The 17234-nt window shown below is 44.1% G+C and carries 13 protein-coding genes; 9 read left to right on the forward strand and 4 right to left on the reverse strand.

From position 1 onward, the window contains the following. The first annotated feature begins 96 nt into the window (after nt 1-96). Together clpB and FD963_RS02460 are read left to right on the forward strand one after the other, a co-directional pair. Nucleotides 97-2700: an ATP-dependent chaperone ClpB gene (gene clpB, locus FD963_RS02455; RefSeq protein ID WP_215362791.1), complete on the forward strand. Its 2604-nt coding sequence runs from the start codon at nt 97-99 to the stop codon at nt 2698-2700. Between the two features lie 62 nt (nt 2701-2762). Beyond that, a complete protein-coding gene (locus tag FD963_RS02460) occupies nt 2763-3995 on the forward strand; it encodes an MFS transporter (RefSeq protein ID WP_215362792.1) in 1233 nt (410 codons plus the stop codon). On the opposite strand, the gene FD963_RS02465 is transcribed toward FD963_RS02460, so the two are convergent. Beyond that, nucleotides 3992-4711 carry a 5-oxoprolinase subunit PxpA gene (locus FD963_RS02465; protein ID WP_215362793.1) on the reverse strand — a complete coding sequence of 240 codons (720 nt, stop codon included), beginning with the start codon at nt 4709-4711 and terminating at the stop codon, nt 3992-3994. The genes FD963_RS02460 and FD963_RS02465 overlap by 4 nt on opposite strands. Then, nucleotides 4711-6453, reverse strand: coding sequence for a 5-oxoprolinase/urea amidolyase family protein (locus FD963_RS02470; RefSeq protein WP_215362794.1), 1743 nt, complete (start codon nt 6451-6453; stop codon nt 4711-4713). The genes FD963_RS02465 and FD963_RS02470 overlap by 1 nt, the downstream gene beginning before the upstream one ends. Before the next feature lie 107 nt (nt 6454-6560). Between FD963_RS02470 and FD963_RS02475 the strand changes: the two genes are divergently transcribed. From FD963_RS02475 to FD963_RS02500, 6 genes are all read left to right on the forward strand, one after another. Then, entirely contained in the window at nt 6561-7823 is a 1263-nt protein-coding gene (locus tag FD963_RS02475) for an MFS transporter (RefSeq protein ID WP_215321631.1), read from the forward strand. Between the two features lie 10 nt (nt 7824-7833). Beyond that, nucleotides 7834-8700: an amidohydrolase gene (locus FD963_RS02480; RefSeq protein WP_251367268.1), complete on the forward strand. Its 867-nt coding sequence runs from the start codon at nt 7834-7836 to the stop codon at nt 8698-8700. A 260-nt stretch (nt 8701-8960) separates the two neighbouring features. Beyond that, nucleotides 8961-10259 (forward strand): isocitrate lyase, encoded by a 1299-nt coding sequence (gene aceA, locus FD963_RS02485; RefSeq protein WP_072583092.1) that lies wholly within the window; start codon nt 8961-8963, stop codon nt 10257-10259. Between the two features lie 111 nt (nt 10260-10370). Continuing rightward, entirely contained in the window at nt 10371-10811 is a 441-nt protein-coding gene (locus FD963_RS02490; protein WP_215362795.1) for an HIT family protein, read from the forward strand. Between the two features lie 7 nt (nt 10812-10818). Beyond that, nucleotides 10819-11604, forward strand: coding sequence for a substrate-binding domain-containing protein (locus FD963_RS02495; protein WP_215362796.1), 786 nt, complete (start codon nt 10819-10821; stop codon nt 11602-11604). Nucleotides 11605-11623: 19 nt separating this feature from the next. Further along, the gene (locus FD963_RS02500) at nt 11624-12586 is read left to right on the forward strand and encodes a tripartite tricarboxylate transporter substrate binding protein (protein ID WP_215362797.1); all 963 of its coding nucleotides are present in this window, start codon (nt 11624-11626) and stop codon (nt 12584-12586) included. A gap of 48 nt (nt 12587-12634) precedes the next feature. Here FD963_RS02500 and FD963_RS02505 read toward each other — a convergent pair whose 3' ends face one another. Together FD963_RS02505 and FD963_RS02510 are read right to left on the reverse strand one after the other, a co-directional pair. Next, the gene (locus FD963_RS02505) at nt 12635-14356 is read right to left on the reverse strand and encodes a hypothetical protein (protein ID WP_215362798.1); all 1722 of its coding nucleotides are present in this window, start codon (nt 14354-14356) and stop codon (nt 12635-12637) included. A gap of 2 nt (nt 14357-14358) precedes the next feature. Continuing rightward, the gene (locus tag FD963_RS02510; protein WP_215362799.1) at nt 14359-15699 is read right to left on the reverse strand and encodes a radical SAM protein; all 1341 of its coding nucleotides are present in this window, start codon (nt 15697-15699) and stop codon (nt 14359-14361) included. Nucleotides 15700-15788: 89 nt separating this feature from the next. On the opposite strand from FD963_RS02510, the gene FD963_RS02515 reads away from it, so the two are divergent. Next, complete coding sequence (locus tag FD963_RS02515) at nt 15789-17177, forward strand: autotransporter outer membrane beta-barrel domain-containing protein (protein ID WP_215362800.1); 1389 nt, start codon at nt 15789-15791, stop codon at nt 17175-17177. Nucleotides 17178-17234 lie beyond the last annotated feature (57 nt).

Raw genomic sequence — 17234 nt, forward strand, 5'->3', positions numbered from 1 at the left:
TCGAATTAGGGTAAAAAGTGCGCTAGATGCTTGAAATTAGAAATATTGCCCTTATATTCTATAGATAGATATCCATGGAATACATGAGGCGTAAAAATGAGAATAGATAAATTAACAACCAAATTTCAAGAGGCCTTAAGTGAGGCCCAAAGTATCGCTTTGGCTAAAGACAATCAATACATCGAGCCGGCCCATCTGCTGTTGGCAATGTTGCGTGATTCGGATGGTAGTGCGAAGAGTTTATTGACTCGAGCTGGAGTCAATGTTTCTGGCCTAGAAAAAGGCGCAGAAAAGATCATCAGCAATCTTCCTGAAGTGCAGGGTACCGGCGGAGACGTTCAGGTAGGCCGGGATTTAAGTAACTGGCTTAACCTATGTGAAAAAGAAGCTAATAAACGCAATGATCAATTTATTGCTGGCGAGTTGTTCTTACTAGTGGTGGCTGATGACAAGGGTGAGCTCGGTAAAGTTGCTCGTGAAAATGGATTAAATCGTAAATCGTTAGAAGCGGCTATTGATTTAGTGCGCGGAGGAGAATCAGTGAATAGTGCAGATGCTGAAGGCCAACGTGAAGCCTTAAAGAAATACACAGTGGATTTAACTGAGCGTGCTCGTATGGGTAAGCTCGATCCAGTAATTGGGCGTGACGATGAGATTCGTCGCACCATTCAAATTTTGCAACGTCGCGGTAAGAACAATCCGGTACTCATTGGTGAGCCTGGCGTGGGTAAGACCGCAATCGTTGAAGGTTTGGCGCAGCGCATCGTCAATGGCGAAGTTCCTGAGACATTGAAAAATAAGCGTGTCTTGGTCTTGGATATGGCCTTGTTATTGGCTGGTGCCAAGTACCGCGGTGAATTTGAGGAACGCCTCAAGGCTGTTCTTAGCGATGTCGCTAAAGATGAAGGTCAAACCATTATCTTTATCGACGAGATTCATACGATGGTTGGTGCAGGCAAGGGTGAGGGCGCGATGGATGCCGGCAATATGCTCAAGCCCGCCTTAGCTCGTGGTGAATTACATTGCATCGGCGCAACCACCTTAGATGAGTATCGTAAGTACATCGAAAAAGATCCTGCGCTGGAACGTCGTTTCCAAAAAGTGATGGTGGAGGAGCCTACCGTCGAGGCAACTATTGCCATCTTGCGCGGTCTTAAAGAGCGTTATGAACTGCATCATGGTATTGAAATTACTGATCCAGCGATTGTTGCAGCTGCTGAGTTATCGCATCGCTACATTACGGATCGTTTCTTGCCAGATAAGGCGATCGACCTGATTGATGAGGCGGGTTCGCGTATTCGGATGGAGATTGATTCCAAGCCTGAAGTGATGGATAGGCTGGAGCGTCGTTTGATTCAATTAAAGATTGAGCGCGAAGCCGTTAAGAAGGAGAAGGATGATGCTTCGCAAAAACGTCTAGGCCTTATTGAGGATGAAATTAAACGTCTGGGCGCTGAGTATGCTGATTTAGAAGAGGTTTGGAAAGCGGAGAAGGGTGCTGTATTGGGTGCAGCTCAGCTGAAAGAGGAAATTGAAAAAGTAAGAGTGGATATTGCAAAGCTACAACGCGATGGCAAGTTAGAAAAGGTTGCGGAGTTGCAATATGGGAAGCTGCCTGAGTTAGAAGCTAAGTTGAAGTCTGCTGCTGCGGCAGAAGCTAAGGGCGATAAAGACGGCGTATTGAAGAACAAGTTACTTCGTACTCAAGTTGGCGCAGAAGAAATTGCGGAAGTAGTTTCTCGTGCGACAGGTATTCCGGTATCGAAGATGATGCAGGGTGAGCGCGATAAGTTGCTCAAGATGGAGGAGCTGCTGCATAAGCGTGTGGTTGGTCAAGAAGAGGCTATTCGCGCAGTATCAGATGCTATTCGTCGTTCTCGGGCTGGTTTGGCTGAAGAGAATCGCCCTTATGGATCCTTCTTATTCCTTGGGCCTACTGGAGTTGGTAAGACTGAGCTCTGTAAGGCCCTCGCTGGCTTCTTGTTTGATAGTGAAGATCACCTCATTCGTATTGATATGAGTGAGTTTATGGAGAAGCATAGCGTGGCGCGTTTAATCGGTGCGCCTCCAGGTTATGTTGGTTACGAAGAGGGTGGTTATTTAACTGAACAAGTTCGTCGTCATCCATATAGCGTGATCTTGTTTGATGAAATCGAAAAAGCGCATCCAGACGTATTCAATGTGCTCCTGCAAGTGCTTGATGATGGCCGCCTCACTGATGGCCAAGGTCGTACCGTAGACTTTAAGAACACTGTCATTGTTATGACCAGTAACATTGGATCCCATTTGATTCAATCAATGGTAGATAAGAAGCAAGCAGAAATTAAAGAAGCAGTATTTGAGGAGTTGAAGAATCATTTCCGCCCTGAGTTCTTAAATCGTATTGATGAAATCGTGGTGTTCCATGGTTTGGACAAAGGCAACATTGCCAACATCGCCAAGATCTTACTCAAGAACTTGTCAGATCGTTTAGCAAAAGTGGATATGCAGCTTGAGGTGAGTGATGCCGCCTTGAATAAGATTGCTGAAGTGGGCTTTGATCCGGTTTTTGGAGCAAGGCCGCTGAAGCGGGCGATCCAGCAATATATTGAGAATCCCGTCTCCAAGATGATTTTGGAAGGCAAGTTCGGGCCCATGGATGTGGTGCCTGTCGATGTTGATAAATCAGGTGACTTTAGCTTTAGCCGTCAGGTTCATTAAGCGGTCTTAAGTAGCAAATACGTAGTTCAGCAGGAATATTCCTGCGCCAGTAAACTCGGTGCATGACTGTCGCGCTTAGTGGGCGCGCCGGTGATGTCCGGGTTATTGGTCTCATTAGCCTGGCTCACGGCAGCTCTCATTTCTTTCATTTGGTGCTCCCTCCCATGTTCCCATGGTTGAAGGAAGCTTTTGCATTGAGTTATGCCGAACTCGGTTTGCTCATGTCGGTCTTCTTTGTCGTGTCTTGTATAGCTCAGGCTACATCTGGTTTTTTAGTAGACCGTATTGGAGCTAGACCGGTTCTCTTCGGTGGCGTTGGCTTACTTGTACTTGCAGCACTGGTGTATTCCCAAAGCAATGGTTACACCATGTTGTTACTAGGAGCGGTTATTGCTGGTTGCGGTAATGGTATTTTTCATCCCGTTGATTACACACTCATTAATCATAAGGTGTCTCCACCCAATCTTCCATACGCCTATTCTATGCATGGCGTCACAGGGTATTTAGGTTGGGCAGCTGCGCCAGCCTTCATGGTAGCGATTGCTCAACTTGCCGATTGGCGTATTGCTTTCTTATCTGCAGCCCTTCTAGAGGCTTGTGTCTTGGTGATACTTTGGGTCAATAAAAATGCCCTCTTAGACAATGTTAAAGAGCGTCATGAGAATACGCATGCGAGTACCCAGGCGACCAATCCTGGTGTTGCTCAGGAGAGTCCATTTGCATTCTTGCGATTGCCGGCGGTTTGGCTGTGTTGGGTCTTCTTTTTCTTTAGTATGGCCTCCACCTCTAGCTTGCAATCTTTTGCACCAAGCGCGCTCTTTAGTATTTATGAGATTCCTTTAAATGTAGGCAGTTACTACATCACGCTTTTGGCGTTAGGGAGCGCTGGAGGAGTTTTGTTTGGGGGCTACTTGGCGGCGAAGTTGCAGGCACCGGAAAGAATTGTCTCCGCATGCCTGTCTATTACGGTAGTAATGTGTTTGCTGTTATCCACAGGATTTATTTCAATTGATCTCATTCCCATCATTTTCTTTGCTCTGGGATTTGGGTATGGAGTAGTGGCGCCTTCACGAGATCTATTAGTGAAAAAGGCAACGCCACAAGGTGTAGCTGGGCGTGTTTACGGAATCGTCTATTCAGGAATTGATTTGGGCGCGGCAGTGGGCCCATTTATTTTTGGTTTCTTTATGGATGCTGGTTTGCCCAAAGCCTTATTCCTAGGAATCGTCGTATTCCAGCTGATGATTATTCCAACCATTTTTCAGGTGAAATCAAAAAGCCGGCAAGCCGTCTAAATTAATGCGGCTTTAATCTTTTTCGCAAACTCAACTGCATGCGGATTGTCGCCATGAATACACAGTGTATCGGCCTGGATTTTGATTTCACTGCCATCAATTGCAGTCACTTTCCCATTCCTTGACATATCGATCGCTTGATTGAGTGCTTCGGATTCATTCTCAATGACAGCGCCCGCCTGACTTCGCGGAACTAGAAAACCTTCTTTAGTGTATTTGCGATCTGCGAATACCTCTTGCCATACCGGCACATTCAATTCTTTTGCAGCATCGATCATGCAGCTTCCCGCTAAACCATACAAAATAACTTCCGGGCCTAAATCTTTTACTGCCCGCGCTATTCCTCTAGCAAGTTTCATGTCTCTGGCTGCCTGGTTATATAGGGCTCCATGCGGTTTGACATGATGTAGCTTCTTTCCGATTGCATTCACAAAAGCTTTTAATGCGCCAGCTTGGTAAAGAACATAGTTATAGGCATCCTCTTCGGATATAGCCATCTCACGTCGCCCAAACCCTTCTAGATCTGGAAGGCCTGGATGTGCGCCAATATGAACCCCTTTTTTGCTTGCCATTTCAACCAACTTTTTCATACGTGCTGGATCGCCAGCGTGCCACCCACAGGCAATGTTGGTCGATGTAATGTAGTCAAGCAATAATGCATCGTTGCCCATTTCCCAGGCGCCAAAGCCTTCGCCCATATCGCTATTAATATCCATTACGAATTTCCACTGGTTTGAATAATTGTTTGAATTGAGTTGATTGTTGATTCTTGTAACTTTAACGCTTCCGCATTTAAACGGTCTGCCTCTTCAATATCTATCGGAATGAATCGTATTTTTGAGTCCGGTTTAACTTGTGCCAATTTAATGAGGTCGGAATGAATGACTTCGGCTAAGCGCGGGTATCCGCCAGTAGTTTGATGCTCTGCAAGCATCACAATAGGCTCATGTGAGGGTGGGTATTGCACAGTTCCAAACGTAATTGCTTGTGATGGAATATTGGGTAAATTCTTTTTGACCTTGAACTCACCTTGTAGACGGAGACCCATGCGATTGCTTTGGTTGCTCACGGTCCAAACGGTCGACCAAAATAACTCTCGCTCTTTAATGGATAAAAAGGATAGGTGAGGGCCTGCCAAGCAATGGATTGGTGTGATTGTTTCTAGGGGTGTGAAGGGTGACTTGATGTGCCATTTTGCAAAAGATGGCAATGCATCTTCTTTAAGGAGTGATTTTAAGAAAGGTGAGTGCAAAGGTAATTGAGGATTGATGAGCGATAAGATCTCCCCCTTTTCAAGTCGTTTTGGTCCAATATCAGCGCTGATGTGTGAGCCTGAGCAGCCCAAGATCTTAGGCAATTCCAGTCCACCTCCGATTGCTAGTAGCGTTCGAAACCCAGGATTCAGTAGCGAGAATTTGAGCGTACTGCCTTTTGCCAGCCATACAGGTCGATTGCCTGGAATGCGTCGACCATCAACAATGCCGTCACAGTGTGCGCCAACCCAGGCTACACAAGTTGCTTGATGAAAAAGAAGGCTTGGACCACTGGAGGTCATCTCTATAGCAGCCATCTCTAATGAGTTGCCTACTAAAGCATTTGCTAAATGAAGTGATGATAAGTCGCAGGCTCCACCAGGACCAACCGCCCAATGAGAAAGGCCGGATCTTGGCTTATCCTGAATAGTGCTAAAGGTTCCAGACTGCAATACTTCAATAGCTGCTTTGTTATTAGTTTTATCTAATGCGTGAATAATTTCTTGGTGAGCGTTTCTTTGATCTTGTAAATAAAACTCATCCAATGTAATTTCTTCAATCTGCATTTGATCTCCGGCCATAAATAATCCTGGCGGTTTATGTTGGATGTCAAACATTTGATTGGGTGAGCGACCAATCAGATTCCATCCGCCTGGCGTAGTTCGGGGATAAATTGCAGTTTGTAATTCTGCAATCGCAACACTACCTTTAGGCACTGCTGGTCGAGGAGAGGATAGGCGAGGTAGGCGCAATTTAGGGTTAAGGCCACTGAAGTATGCAAACCCAGGCATAAAGCCCAAAATATCTGCCGTATAAAGATTTTTCTTGTGAAGATGAATCGTCTCTTCAATAGACAATTGACAAGCCTTGGCAATGGCGTGCAGATCTAATGCGACATCTGGGTGATAACAAACTTGAATGCGGTGAATCTTAGCCGGATAAGTTGAGCGCCCCTTCTGTTTTGCTAATTGCCGCTGAATTTTTTCTAGCTCTGCAAAAGCTTGTTGACGCGTTAGGCTCGGGCCTTCATGCGTATATTGCAGTTGGATGACTAGAGAATCTAGGCCGGGAACGATTTCAGCTGCCCATAAGGGTTTGTTGGTCAACAGTAGCTTGCTTAGCTCATGAATATCTTTTAAGGCATCTGATGATTTGGAGAAATCAATCAATATGCTGTGGTCGCCAATTAGTGTGCAATGCATCATGATGGAGTGTTAAGGGTTTTCTCTAGTTTGTGCTTTAGCAGGAATAATTGGGTTATAAAGATATTACTCATTCATTAATTTAAAGCCTAAAAAATAAAGGAGACAAAATGAGTCAACAACCGGATACCAGTCTGACTGGTTTTTATAAGGTCATGAGCCCCAAAGAAAAGAAAACTTTTTGGGGTTGTTTCTTAGGCTGGGCATTAGACGGCATGGACTTCATGATTTACCCCTTGGTGATTGGAACCATTATTGCAGTATGGCAGGTCGATCGGGGCATGGCTGGTCTTGCGGTAACGGGTACTTTATTGGCTTCTGCATTTGGTGGATGGTTTGCAGGTTATTTAGCTGATCGTATTGGTCGCGTACGCACGCTTCAGTTCACGATTCTTTGGTTCTCTAGCTTCAGTTTGATTTGTGCATTCACACAAGACTTTAATCAGCTCATGATTGCTCGCGCACTCTTGGGTTTTGGTTTCGGTGGTGAGTGGGCTGCTGGTGCTGTATTGATGGGTGAAACGATTCGCGCTGAATATCGTGGCCGCGCTGTTGGTAGTGTGCAATCCGCTTGGGCGGTAGGTTGGGGTGCTGCTGTGCTTCTGCAGGCCATTATGTTTAGCTTGCTCCCTGCTGATATGGCATGGCGCGCAATGTTTGTTGTGGGCTTTTTCCCAGCATTACTCCTGCTCTACATCCGTCGTAATGTAGAGGAGCCTGAGATTGCGAAGATTGCTCGTGAAAAAGTTGCGGCAGCTGGTGACTCACCATCAATCTTTGAAATTTTCAAACCGGGTATCTTGAAAACTACCATCTTGGCTTCTTTGTTGACCATGGGTGCGCAAGGTGGTTATTACGCGATTACAACTTGGGTGCCAACCTTCCTAAAGGCTGAGCGTAAATTAACAGTCGTTGGCTCTACCGGTTACTTGGCATTCCTGATTGTTGGCAGCTTTGTTGGTTACCTGGTTGGCGCTTGGATGGCTGACCGCTTTGGCCGTCGGAAACTCTTTATGACTTTCTCGCTGGGCGCAATTGTTTTAGTCTTGGCATACACCCAGTTAGAAATCACGAATGAGATGATGATGTGGCTTGGCTTCCCCCTCGGTTTTTTTGCTAGCGGTTATTTCTCAGGCATGGGCGCATTCTTGACTGAACTTTTCCCAACTCGTTTGCGTGGATCCGGTCAGGGCTTTTGCTATAACTTTGGCCGCGGTATTGGTGCTTTATTCCCTGCTTTAGTTGGTTATTTCTCAGCTCAATATGGGTTGGCTATGGCGATTGCGATCTTTGCTGTGATTGCTTATGGTGTTTTCTTTATAGCTGCAGTAATTCTTCCTGAAACCAAGGGGCGCGAATTGAAGGCTAACTAACGGCTTATCTGTGTCACAAAAAGAAATTCCGTTTTGCCCAGGACCGCCCGATCATCAGGGTGGTCCTTTTCCTTTTCAGATGCCTATTGGCGCAGTGGATACACATGCGCATGTCATTAGTGCGGCCAGTTTTGTGCCTGATCGTTCCTACACTTCTCCAGAGGCAACCGAGGAGCAATACATTCGAATGCTTGATGAGGTTGGGATGACTTATGGTGTCCTAATTCAAGTCAGCGTGAATGGCCAAGATAATGAGCCAATGCTAAAGGCGTTAAGAAATCATCCGCAACGCTTGCGTGGGGTTGCTGTGCCGCTACTTGGTCAAGTAGATTCTTATTATCAAAAGATGAGGGATACTGGTGTAGTTGGCATTCGCATGAACCTTATGTTCTCTGGAGGCGGCTTAGATATTTCGAAGCTTGAGGAGTGTGATGCTTTAGCAAGGGATTGGGGGTGGCATATTCAATTTTTGTTAGATGCAAATGATCTCCCGGTATTAATGCCGCGCATGCAGAAGTTAAAGTCCACACTAGTGATTGATCATATGGGCTACTTAAGAACTTCTGTTGGTCTGGATTCCCCTGGTTTTAATGCGCTTGTTGATTTAGTGAGAGAGAGGGCGTGGGTCAAGGTGTCGGGTGCATACCGATTAACTGATCAAGCACCCCCTTATCCAGATGTGGTCCCTTATGCAACAGTATTAATTGATGCCGCACCTGATCGTTGTGTCTGGGGTTCTGATTGGCCGCATGTGGCCAATTGGGGTGTGATGCCAACAGTGGCCCAGATGCTTGAAAGCCTCGCTTTGTATGCGCCAGACGAGTCCATACGCCATCGCATCCTCTGCGCCAATCCGCAGAAGCTTTACTTTTCATAATGTGAAATTCCATTACGCTGCGTAAAATGTAGTGCAGCAAGTTACTCCTTGTTTTATTGCAAACAGTGGATGTGCGTTCCACATTGTAAAAATAAGAACATAAGTTATTGAATTTAAATAACTAAATATTTTAAAAAATATCTCAAATTCCCCTTGCCTGCTTTTTCTAACTGTCTAAACTCTTATATAAGACATAAGACTTGAATAGGTCTTAAAGGTCCTTAAATTTTGAAGTACTTGTTTAACTTAGGGAGAAAAACATGGCAGATCGCAAAGCAGAAATCGCAGCACTACAAAAAGACTGGGATACCAATCCACGCTGGAAAGGTATTACTCGTGGCTATACGGCTGAGGACGTAGTACGTCTTCGTGGTTCATTGAAGATTGAGCACACTTTAGCTAAACATGGTGCTGAGCGCCTCTGGGAATTGGTAAACAACGAAGCTTACGTTAACTGTTTGGGCGCTTTGACCGGTGGTCAAGCAATGCAACAGGTTAAAGCTGGCGTTCAAGCAATTTACTTGTCAGGCTGGCAAGTTGCCGCTGATGGTAACTCTTATGCAGCTATGTATCCTGACCAATCTTTATATCCAGTAGATTCTGTTCCTAAGATGGTTGAACGCATTAATAACTCATTCCAACGCGCTGATGAAATTCAAACAGCCAAAGGTATCAACAAGGGCGATGCAGGCTACATCGAGTATTTCGCTCCAATCGTTGCCGATGCTGAAGCAGGTTTTGGTGGTGTATTAAATGCATTTGAATTAAGCAAGGCATTGATTAAGCAGGGTGCCGCTGGCGTTCACTTTGAAGATCAACTGTCTTCTGTTAAGAAGTGCGGTCACTTGGGCGGTAAAGTATTGTTGCCTACTGCCGAGTCAGTCCAGAAGTTGATTTCTGCACGTTTGGCTGCTGACGTGATGGGTGTTTCTACTATCATCTTGGCCCGTACCGATGCTGAAGCTGCTGATTTGTTGACATCTGACTACGATGCAAATGACAAGCCATTCTTGACGGGCGAGCGTACTCCAGAAGGCTTCTACAAAACACGTAAAGGCTTGGATCAAGCGATCTCACGTGGTTTGGCTTACGCTGCTTATGCTGATATGGTTTGGTGTGAAACTGGTACTCCTGACCTCGAGTTTGCTCGCCAGTTTGCGGAAGCGATTCGTGCGAAGTTCCCAGGTAAGATGTTGGCATACAACTGCTCACCATCTTTCAACTGGAAGAAAAACTTGGATGACGCAACGATTGCTAAATTCCAACGTGAATTAGGCGCAATGGGTTACAAGTATCAGTTCATCACATTGGCTGGTATCCACTCTATGTGGTACAACATGTTCGACTTGGCTCAAGACTACATGCAGCGCGGTATGACTGCATATATCGAGAAAGTACAAGAGCCAGAATTTGCTGCCCGTGACCGTGGTTACACGTTCGTTTCACATCAGCAAGAAGTTGGTACTGGATACTTCGACGACGTCACTACCGTTATCCAAGGTGGCAAGTCTTCTGTAACAGCGTTGACTGGTTCTACTGAAGAAGAGCAGTTCCACTAATCTTTAATAGATCCCTAAGTAGTACGTTGTAAGCAGCAGCACCATACTGCCGCGGCACCTAAATGACCCCACAAGGGTGACTTAGGTGCCGTTTTCGTTTACATTCTTCAAATGACTAATTGCGTACTTTGTAAAGACGAACTCAAGCCTGAAGAGGGGCAACTCATATGGCGCGGAGATGACTGTCGAGTCGTTCTGGTCAGCGACCCCGATCTGCCTGGCTTCTGTAGAGTGATTTGGAATCGTCACGTGGCTGAGATGACGGACCTTACCCATAGTGAGCGCGAGCATTTGATGGCTCTAGTATTCGCTGTTGAAGAGGCCATGCGCCACGTTATGCACCCAGATAAAGTCAATATTGCCGCCTTAGGCAATATGGTTCCGCATATCCATTGGCATGTCATCCCTAGATTTAAGGATGACGCATACTTCCCTGGATCGGCTTGGTCCAAAAAAACACAAGAAACAAAAGAAGCCGTATTAGAGACTAGAAGAAAAAAAGCTCAAGAATTACATGCGGCAATCAAGGATGTAATTGCAAATTTATCCTAGGTATTTAATGCGCAATCTATTTTTTACTTTTTTATTGCTCGCAACTAATGTATTGCAAGTTAACCATTCTTATGCGGCTGACATTCAGGTGATTACCTCTGGAGCCTTTGCTGAAGCTCTAAAGGAGTTAGCCCCTGAGTATGAAAAACAATCTCCTAATAAAGTCATTATTTCTTATGGCTCATCAATGGGCGCTGCACCGGACTCCATTCCTTCTAGATTAGCGAAAGGTCAGCAGTTTGATGTATTAATCCTGGCTGTACCAGCTTTAGAGGGGTTTATCAAGAGCGGAGATCTTCAATCTGGGACGCGAGTTGATTTGGTTGCTTCGGTAATGGGTGCGGTAGTAAAGGCAGGTGCACCAAAGCCTGATATCAGCACAATGAATGGATTGAAATTGGCTTTATTAAATGCAAAGTCAGTTGCATATTCAGCAAGTGCTAGCGGCGTTTACTTATCAACTGAACTTTTCCCCAAAATGGGAATTGCAGAGCAGATGGATAAAACTGCAAGAAAAATTTATAGCGAGCGAGTCGCTTCTGTTGTAGCTAGAGGGGATGCGGAATTAGGTTTTCAGCAAGTGAGTGAGTTGCTTCCTATTCCTGGGGTAGAGTTTATTGGTGAGTTGCCGCCTGAGGCGCAAAAGACAGTGCTATTTTCTGCGGGCATTACTAGTGATACACAAAATCTCGCTGCATCAAAAGACTTGATTGAGTATTTAGCCTCAACAAAAGCTGTTGCAACGATTCAAAGGGCTGGATTAAAGCCAGTATTGCCGGCCTTGCCTTGGTAGGATAAAAAGGAAAATAGAAATGAAGTTTTTCACCAAAGCCGTATTAATTACATTTTTAAGCTTCACATTTGGACCGGCGTTTGCTGCTGACCCTTGGCCTAATCACCCCATTAAATTTGTTGTTGGGTTTGGTCCTGGCGGCGCTAACGATACTGTTGCCAGGGTGGTTGCTGAAGCTGCCTCAAAGCAATTGGGTCAACCCATTATTGTTGAAAATAAACCAGGCGCTGGTTCTGTATTGGGTGCAGATTTTGTAGCAAAGAGTGCGCCAGATGGGTACACCTTCTTTGTTAGTGCTGGTGGAATTATTACTAACCCAATGATTAAGTCATCCATGCCATATAAGGAAGGCGATTTAGTGCCCGTTGGGATGCTCGCTATAAGCCCATCCATTATTGTTGTTTCAGCCGATTCAAAAATTAATAATATGAAGGATCTGCTTGTTCTTGCCAAAGATCCCAAGGGGCTTAACTTCTCGACCGCTGGTACTGGGAGTACTCCACACTTCGTAGCGGAGATGTTGAAAGTAAAAGCAGGCGGTAAATATGAAATTATTCCCTATAAGAGTGGTTCCGAAGGAATGGTGGCTGTTATCTCTAATCAAGTTGACGCAACCTCAGAGGCAAGCGTTGTAGTAATTCCGCAAATCCAAGGCGGCAAATTAAAAGCAGTTGCTTCCACCTGGAATAAAAGAATTGCCGCTCTGCCTGATGTTCCAACAACTAAAGAGCAGGGGTATCCTGAAGTATTCATTGGTCACTGGGCGGGTGTCTTTGCGCCTAAGGGAACGCCTGATGCTATCTTGGAGAAAATGAATCAAGCAATTAATGCAGGCCTTAAGACTGCCGCCGTTCAAAGCCGTCTAACGCCTCAAGGTATAGAGCCGTCACCTGGAACAAGAGCTTCATTTGCTAAATTCTTGGCTGATGAAAAGGCAAGGTTAGAGCCAATAGTGAAGCGCGCCAATATGAAAGAGGATTGAGTTGACTTCATCAATGGGTCAATCGAAGTCATTCAAATAACGTAGACTCTATTTTAATTTTAGGTAAATATCTTCAATCAATTTAGAAAAATGCACAGAAAAGAATTTAGGGTCTCCTAAGGGGCTGTTGGAAATCCGCTTTCTCATTGTCGTGCGCAAATGTGATAGCTTGTCCAGATCATTGGATAGTCTTTTTGCTTGCTCTACAAACCCATCAATACTGTTTGTAACACATTCACCAAGATTAATTTCATGAAGGATGCTTGCTGATTGGTTGGATGCTGGGGTTATGCCGGTTCTGGTTATAACGGGAAGACCCATCCAAAGGGCCTCACAACTTGTAGTTGCTCCAGAAAATGGGTATGTATCTAATGCTATATCTGCCTCATTATAAAAGTGGAACAGTGACTCATGATCGCAGTCCGCATAAAGCTCAACTCTTGAATTGGTAACCCCATAAGACAAAAACAATTCTCTAATATGATTTCTGAGTTGGTGATCACGTAAGGTTTTCCATCTTAATTGAATTCTAGAATGCGGTATTGCCATTAAAGTTTTTGACCACATCTCTATACATTCATTATTAATTTTTGATGTACTGCTAAAGCTGCAAAATGTGATGCTACCGTTTGCAATAGCGGGCAGTGGATTAAGTTGCGGTACATAAGGTGGGGGCGTATAGCAAAAACGTGAACAGGGTAATTTGTAGATGGCCTCTGAAAAAAAATCATCCGACACATTATGCAAATGCCATTCATCAAAGATAACCCCATCCATTTGTAGTGCATGGGTTGATGCAAAGTAGCCTAAATAACTTAGCTGTATAGGTGCAATTCGTTGGTTAAAGATCGATATTCTGCTATTAGCTGTATGACCAGATAGATCAATTAAGACATCTATCTTATCGGACTGAATCTGATTAATTAAATCGCCATCCGTTAAACTTTCTACAAAAGAAAATCCTGAGACGATAGAAATAAGTTCATTTGTTAATTGATCTGTTTTATGGCCTGTATAGTAAATTGAAATTGAGTAATTTTTACTTAATTCCCGTAAGAGCCCAAGAGAAAACCATCCAACCGGATGTTGATTCATGTCTCCCGAAACAAAACCAATCTTTGGAAGACTATTTTTTGATTGAGATAATTTTTGAGGTCTGATTTTTTTAGAAATTTTCCTTATTCCTACTTTGGCAATCTGAATATATTTTCCAGGTTCAGCTTCGTAATTGGATAGCATTAATAAGTTCGAGATTGTGCTCTGATCATAATTATTTATCACAATGCGATCGCCCAATATTTCCAGCGCTTCAGGTGTTTCCATTCGCTCACAAAGGCTGATTGCTAAGTTATTGGCATCACCAATACTTAATTTCTCTCTGGCAAGATCAAGAAATAATGCTATGGCCTTGCTTGGTAAGCCTAGACCAATATAGGCTCCAGATAGAGGGGTTCTGGCACGATCTTCGCAGGGCCCTGGAATTAAGCCTTGCAGAATTTGAATAGATTCTAAAAAACGACCCTGAGCAAGATAAATGTTGCCTTTTTGTAGTTGAACTTCATCTTTGAAGCTTGATTCGATGTGCTCTATCTGCTTTACCACTACTAATGCCTCATCAAATTTTTGCAAACCCATTAGCGCCGATGAAAGCTCAAGATAAAGAATGTAATTAGTCGGGTCGGCAGAAATAAGCTCCTGATATTGAGTGGCAGCTAAATAAAAGTTTTTTGCCCTTAATATATTGCGGGCGGACTGAATGTCAATTTTCATACCTAAACATCCTGAATGGTGAGGTGCAGATTATTTTCCATACAAGTAGAGCAAAAAGAATGCTTGTATTTCAAGCTCTCAATTTCAGAAGCGCTATTCTCTAAAAAATAGGTTTTCTTGCCAATTTCATCTGATAGATTTTTAGTGGTACCACAACACAGCGAAATCGACCCATCATAATTAATTGCAGTCATATTAAAGCGTAATTCGCAATCCATCGATCCCGATCTTCTCGATTTAATATTTTCAGCTATTGTTTTCGGGTGAAAGAAAAGCTGTTCTTCAATGTCTGACTCAATTCCATTGATGCTCTTAAGTAAGGCATGAGCCTTTTCAATTGGCGCCATGATTGCATATGAAGGTCTATAGCCAAAACCGTAATGATTGGCAAGAGCTTTTATTTGATCCATCTCGTTAATAGTATTTTTATAAAGGTGATGCCCAATCCATATTTCAGTTGTAGATTGGTGGCTATCCCTTGCTTGTGCCAACTTCTCAAAATTCTGAATGACTGTTTGAATATCTCCACGGTCATGAGTTACCCCATATATCTCTTGCTGTAGGCTAGAAATAGATACCTTAAATCTATCGGGATTAGCCTCTATCACTGCATCAATTCGATCTGAGATATTTAAATTACTCGAAATGAACGAAGTTAAGTTAGCCTTACGAATTTCTTTGATGAAATCTGGTAAATGTTGGTTAAGCAGGGGTTCACTCCAATTAAAAAGCCAAATATCTGGCTTATGAGCTGGATTTTCTTCGCATATTTTTTTGAGTATTTTGGAGAATAATTCTGGCCCCATGATCCCCTTCGGCATTTCTTTTTGGTTGCCAATAGGGCAGGTTGGGCAACGTAAATTACATCCACCGACAACATCAACTGCATAAACATATGAAGAGGATTCGATCGGATGATATCGCTCTAATGACTTCTTTTCCGTAGGGATGTAAATTATTTTTTCTAAATGGGCTGGGATCTCAATTTGTCTCTTGAGCTCACTTAAAGTTGGGAATGTTAGCTGATTAAGCTCAGCATATCTCAGCCATTTCTGAGCATGCTTTTTATATGTATTTGAAAGATGTATTTGTATTACAAGCTCAACAGCTTTTTTTTGATCTATTTCGTTCGCTAAATCTTGCCGAAAAGAGTCTTTAACAAGTTGATCGCCTTGGAGATCAGCCCTTCGCAATAAAAGTGTTCCTAGGTTAAATAAGGCGCCTGCTTGATTGGGGTTTATCTGTAGCGCTGCTCTATAGAGACTTTCGGCCTTTTCTGTTAAATTAAGTCGATAGCACTCAGAGGCTTCTGAAAGTAGTTGGTTTAATGTTTGGGCGCTCATTCTATTAATTTACTGCTAACCCTATGAAATCGTCTAAATCTTCCTCGCTCAGCCTCTTTCTTGTTGCAATGTCTGCCTCAAGTGGAGCCATGGCTGCTTTATCCTGCGGCGTCGGTACTTATAGCTCCACTGGTCTAGATAGCGCCCCCGGTGGCTGTATTGATGCATCTCCTGGGTCCTATGTAAATTTTACTGGATCAACTGCCGCCACCTTGGCTGCGCCCGGTTTCTATCAGCCGAATCCTGGACAGTCTTCCGCTCTAGTGGCGAGTCCTGGTTATTACGTTCCAATACAGGGGGCTACAGCCGCCCTTCCGGCGCCCATCGGCTCCTATGTGGCTAATTCTGGATCTTCTTCAGCCACTCCAGCTCCTGCCGGATACTTTGTTGCCAATACAGGTGCAACATCTGCTACGCCAGCGCTACCGGGAACTTATGTAGCATCCACTGGTCAAGCATCAGCAACGCAGGTTTCACCAGGTTTCTACACATATGCTCCTGGCGCCTCGAGTCAGGTACCTGCAGGCCTGATGGCGGGCCCGCTGAACTCAACCATTCGGGCTAACGAAGCGAGTATTCGAGATGCGACTTCGATGATTGATGCTGAAGGTGATGCAACTATCAAGTCCTCTTTCTACTACCAGGGTGGTTCGGTAGATCAACTCGGGCAATCCTCAGGGGCTAGACAAAATATTTCTTTTTGGGGATTAAATCTCTCGGGTAATATTTTTGGTAGCAAGGATGAGCCTGCTGGAGTTTTGGCGAATGTGACGTCAGCTAATTATTCAGCTGGTTCAGATGGAAGTGGTAACGGCCTTGGTTTGAGTATTGGGCTGTTTAAAAAGCTACAGATCGAAACAGCCAAATTTGTTGGCACATTGCTCTTTGGTAACTATAACTACAACAGCACTCGACAGAATCTTAGTCAGGGTACCGTTTCTGGCACATCTTCAAACATCCAATCTGCTACCGGAAATACTAACGTCAATACCTATGGAGTTAATGTCATGGGATCACTTCCGTTAGCGGCCGCCTTACCAAATCTTGATGGTTTTTTAAATGTTGCAGTGACTAACTATGCCTACAAAGGTATGAATGAGTCTGTAAGTGGTTCAGGCAGTAATCCAAGTGCTGGACTCAATACATCATCGATGAATTATGTTTCCATACCTACTACACTTGGTTTGAGATACTCGCTCATGGATTCATCTAATAAGGTCAGTCTTGGGGCAATATCCGTAGGCTATAAGTATGACTTTGGAAAATCTACAACTATGAATATGTCAACTCAATCAAGTCCGAGCTACCAGTTCGGATTGCCGATAGCCTTGACCAACGCACGTGCTACCGTGATTGAAATTTCCTCCGCTAATTATGAGTTGCAAAAAGATTTAAGCTTATCGGCAGCAATTTCTACAGAGTTTTCTAGCGCTTATTCGTTTTATCAGGGCAGCTTAAGACTTCGCAAATCGTTCTAATGGGAAGGTATCTTAGCGAGCTTTGATCGGCTGAATTAATGTGTCTAGGATCAAAGA

It is taken from the genome of Polynucleobacter sp. JS-JIR-II-50 (genome assembly GCF_018687895.1).
GTDB lineage: Bacteria > Pseudomonadota > Gammaproteobacteria > Burkholderiales > Burkholderiaceae > Polynucleobacter.

Coding starts and splice junctions, on each gene's coding strand:
- clpB (WP_215362791.1), top strand. CDS start 97: ATGAGAATAGATAAATTAACAACCAAATTTCAAGAGGCCTTAAGTGAG.
- FD963_RS02460 (WP_215362792.1), top strand. CDS start 2,763: ATGACTGTCGCGCTTAGTGGGCGCGCCGGTGATGTCCGGGTTATTGGT.
- FD963_RS02465 (WP_215362793.1), bottom strand. CDS start 4,711: ATGGATATTAATAGCGATATGGGCGAAGGCTTTGGCGCCTGGGAAATG.
- FD963_RS02470 (WP_215362794.1), bottom strand. CDS start 6,453: ATGATGCATTGCACACTAATTGGCGACCACAGCATATTGATTGATTTC.
- FD963_RS02475 (WP_215321631.1), top strand. CDS start 6,561: ATGAGTCAACAACCGGATACCAGTCTGACTGGTTTTTATAAGGTCATG.
- aceA (WP_072583092.1), top strand. CDS start 8,961: ATGGCAGATCGCAAAGCAGAAATCGCAGCACTACAAAAAGACTGGGAT.
- FD963_RS02490 (WP_215362795.1), top strand. CDS start 10,371: ATGACTAATTGCGTACTTTGTAAAGACGAACTCAAGCCTGAAGAGGGG.
- FD963_RS02495 (WP_215362796.1), top strand. CDS start 10,819: ATGCGCAATCTATTTTTTACTTTTTTATTGCTCGCAACTAATGTATTG.
- FD963_RS02500 (WP_215362797.1), top strand. CDS start 11,624: ATGAAGTTTTTCACCAAAGCCGTATTAATTACATTTTTAAGCTTCACA.
- FD963_RS02505 (WP_215362798.1), bottom strand. CDS start 14,356: ATGAAAATTGACATTCAGTCCGCCCGCAATATATTAAGGGCAAAAAAC.
- FD963_RS02510 (WP_215362799.1), bottom strand. CDS start 15,699: ATGAGCGCCCAAACATTAAACCAACTACTTTCAGAAGCCTCTGAGTGC.
- FD963_RS02515 (WP_215362800.1), top strand. CDS start 15,789: ATGGCTGCTTTATCCTGCGGCGTCGGTACTTATAGCTCCACTGGTCTA.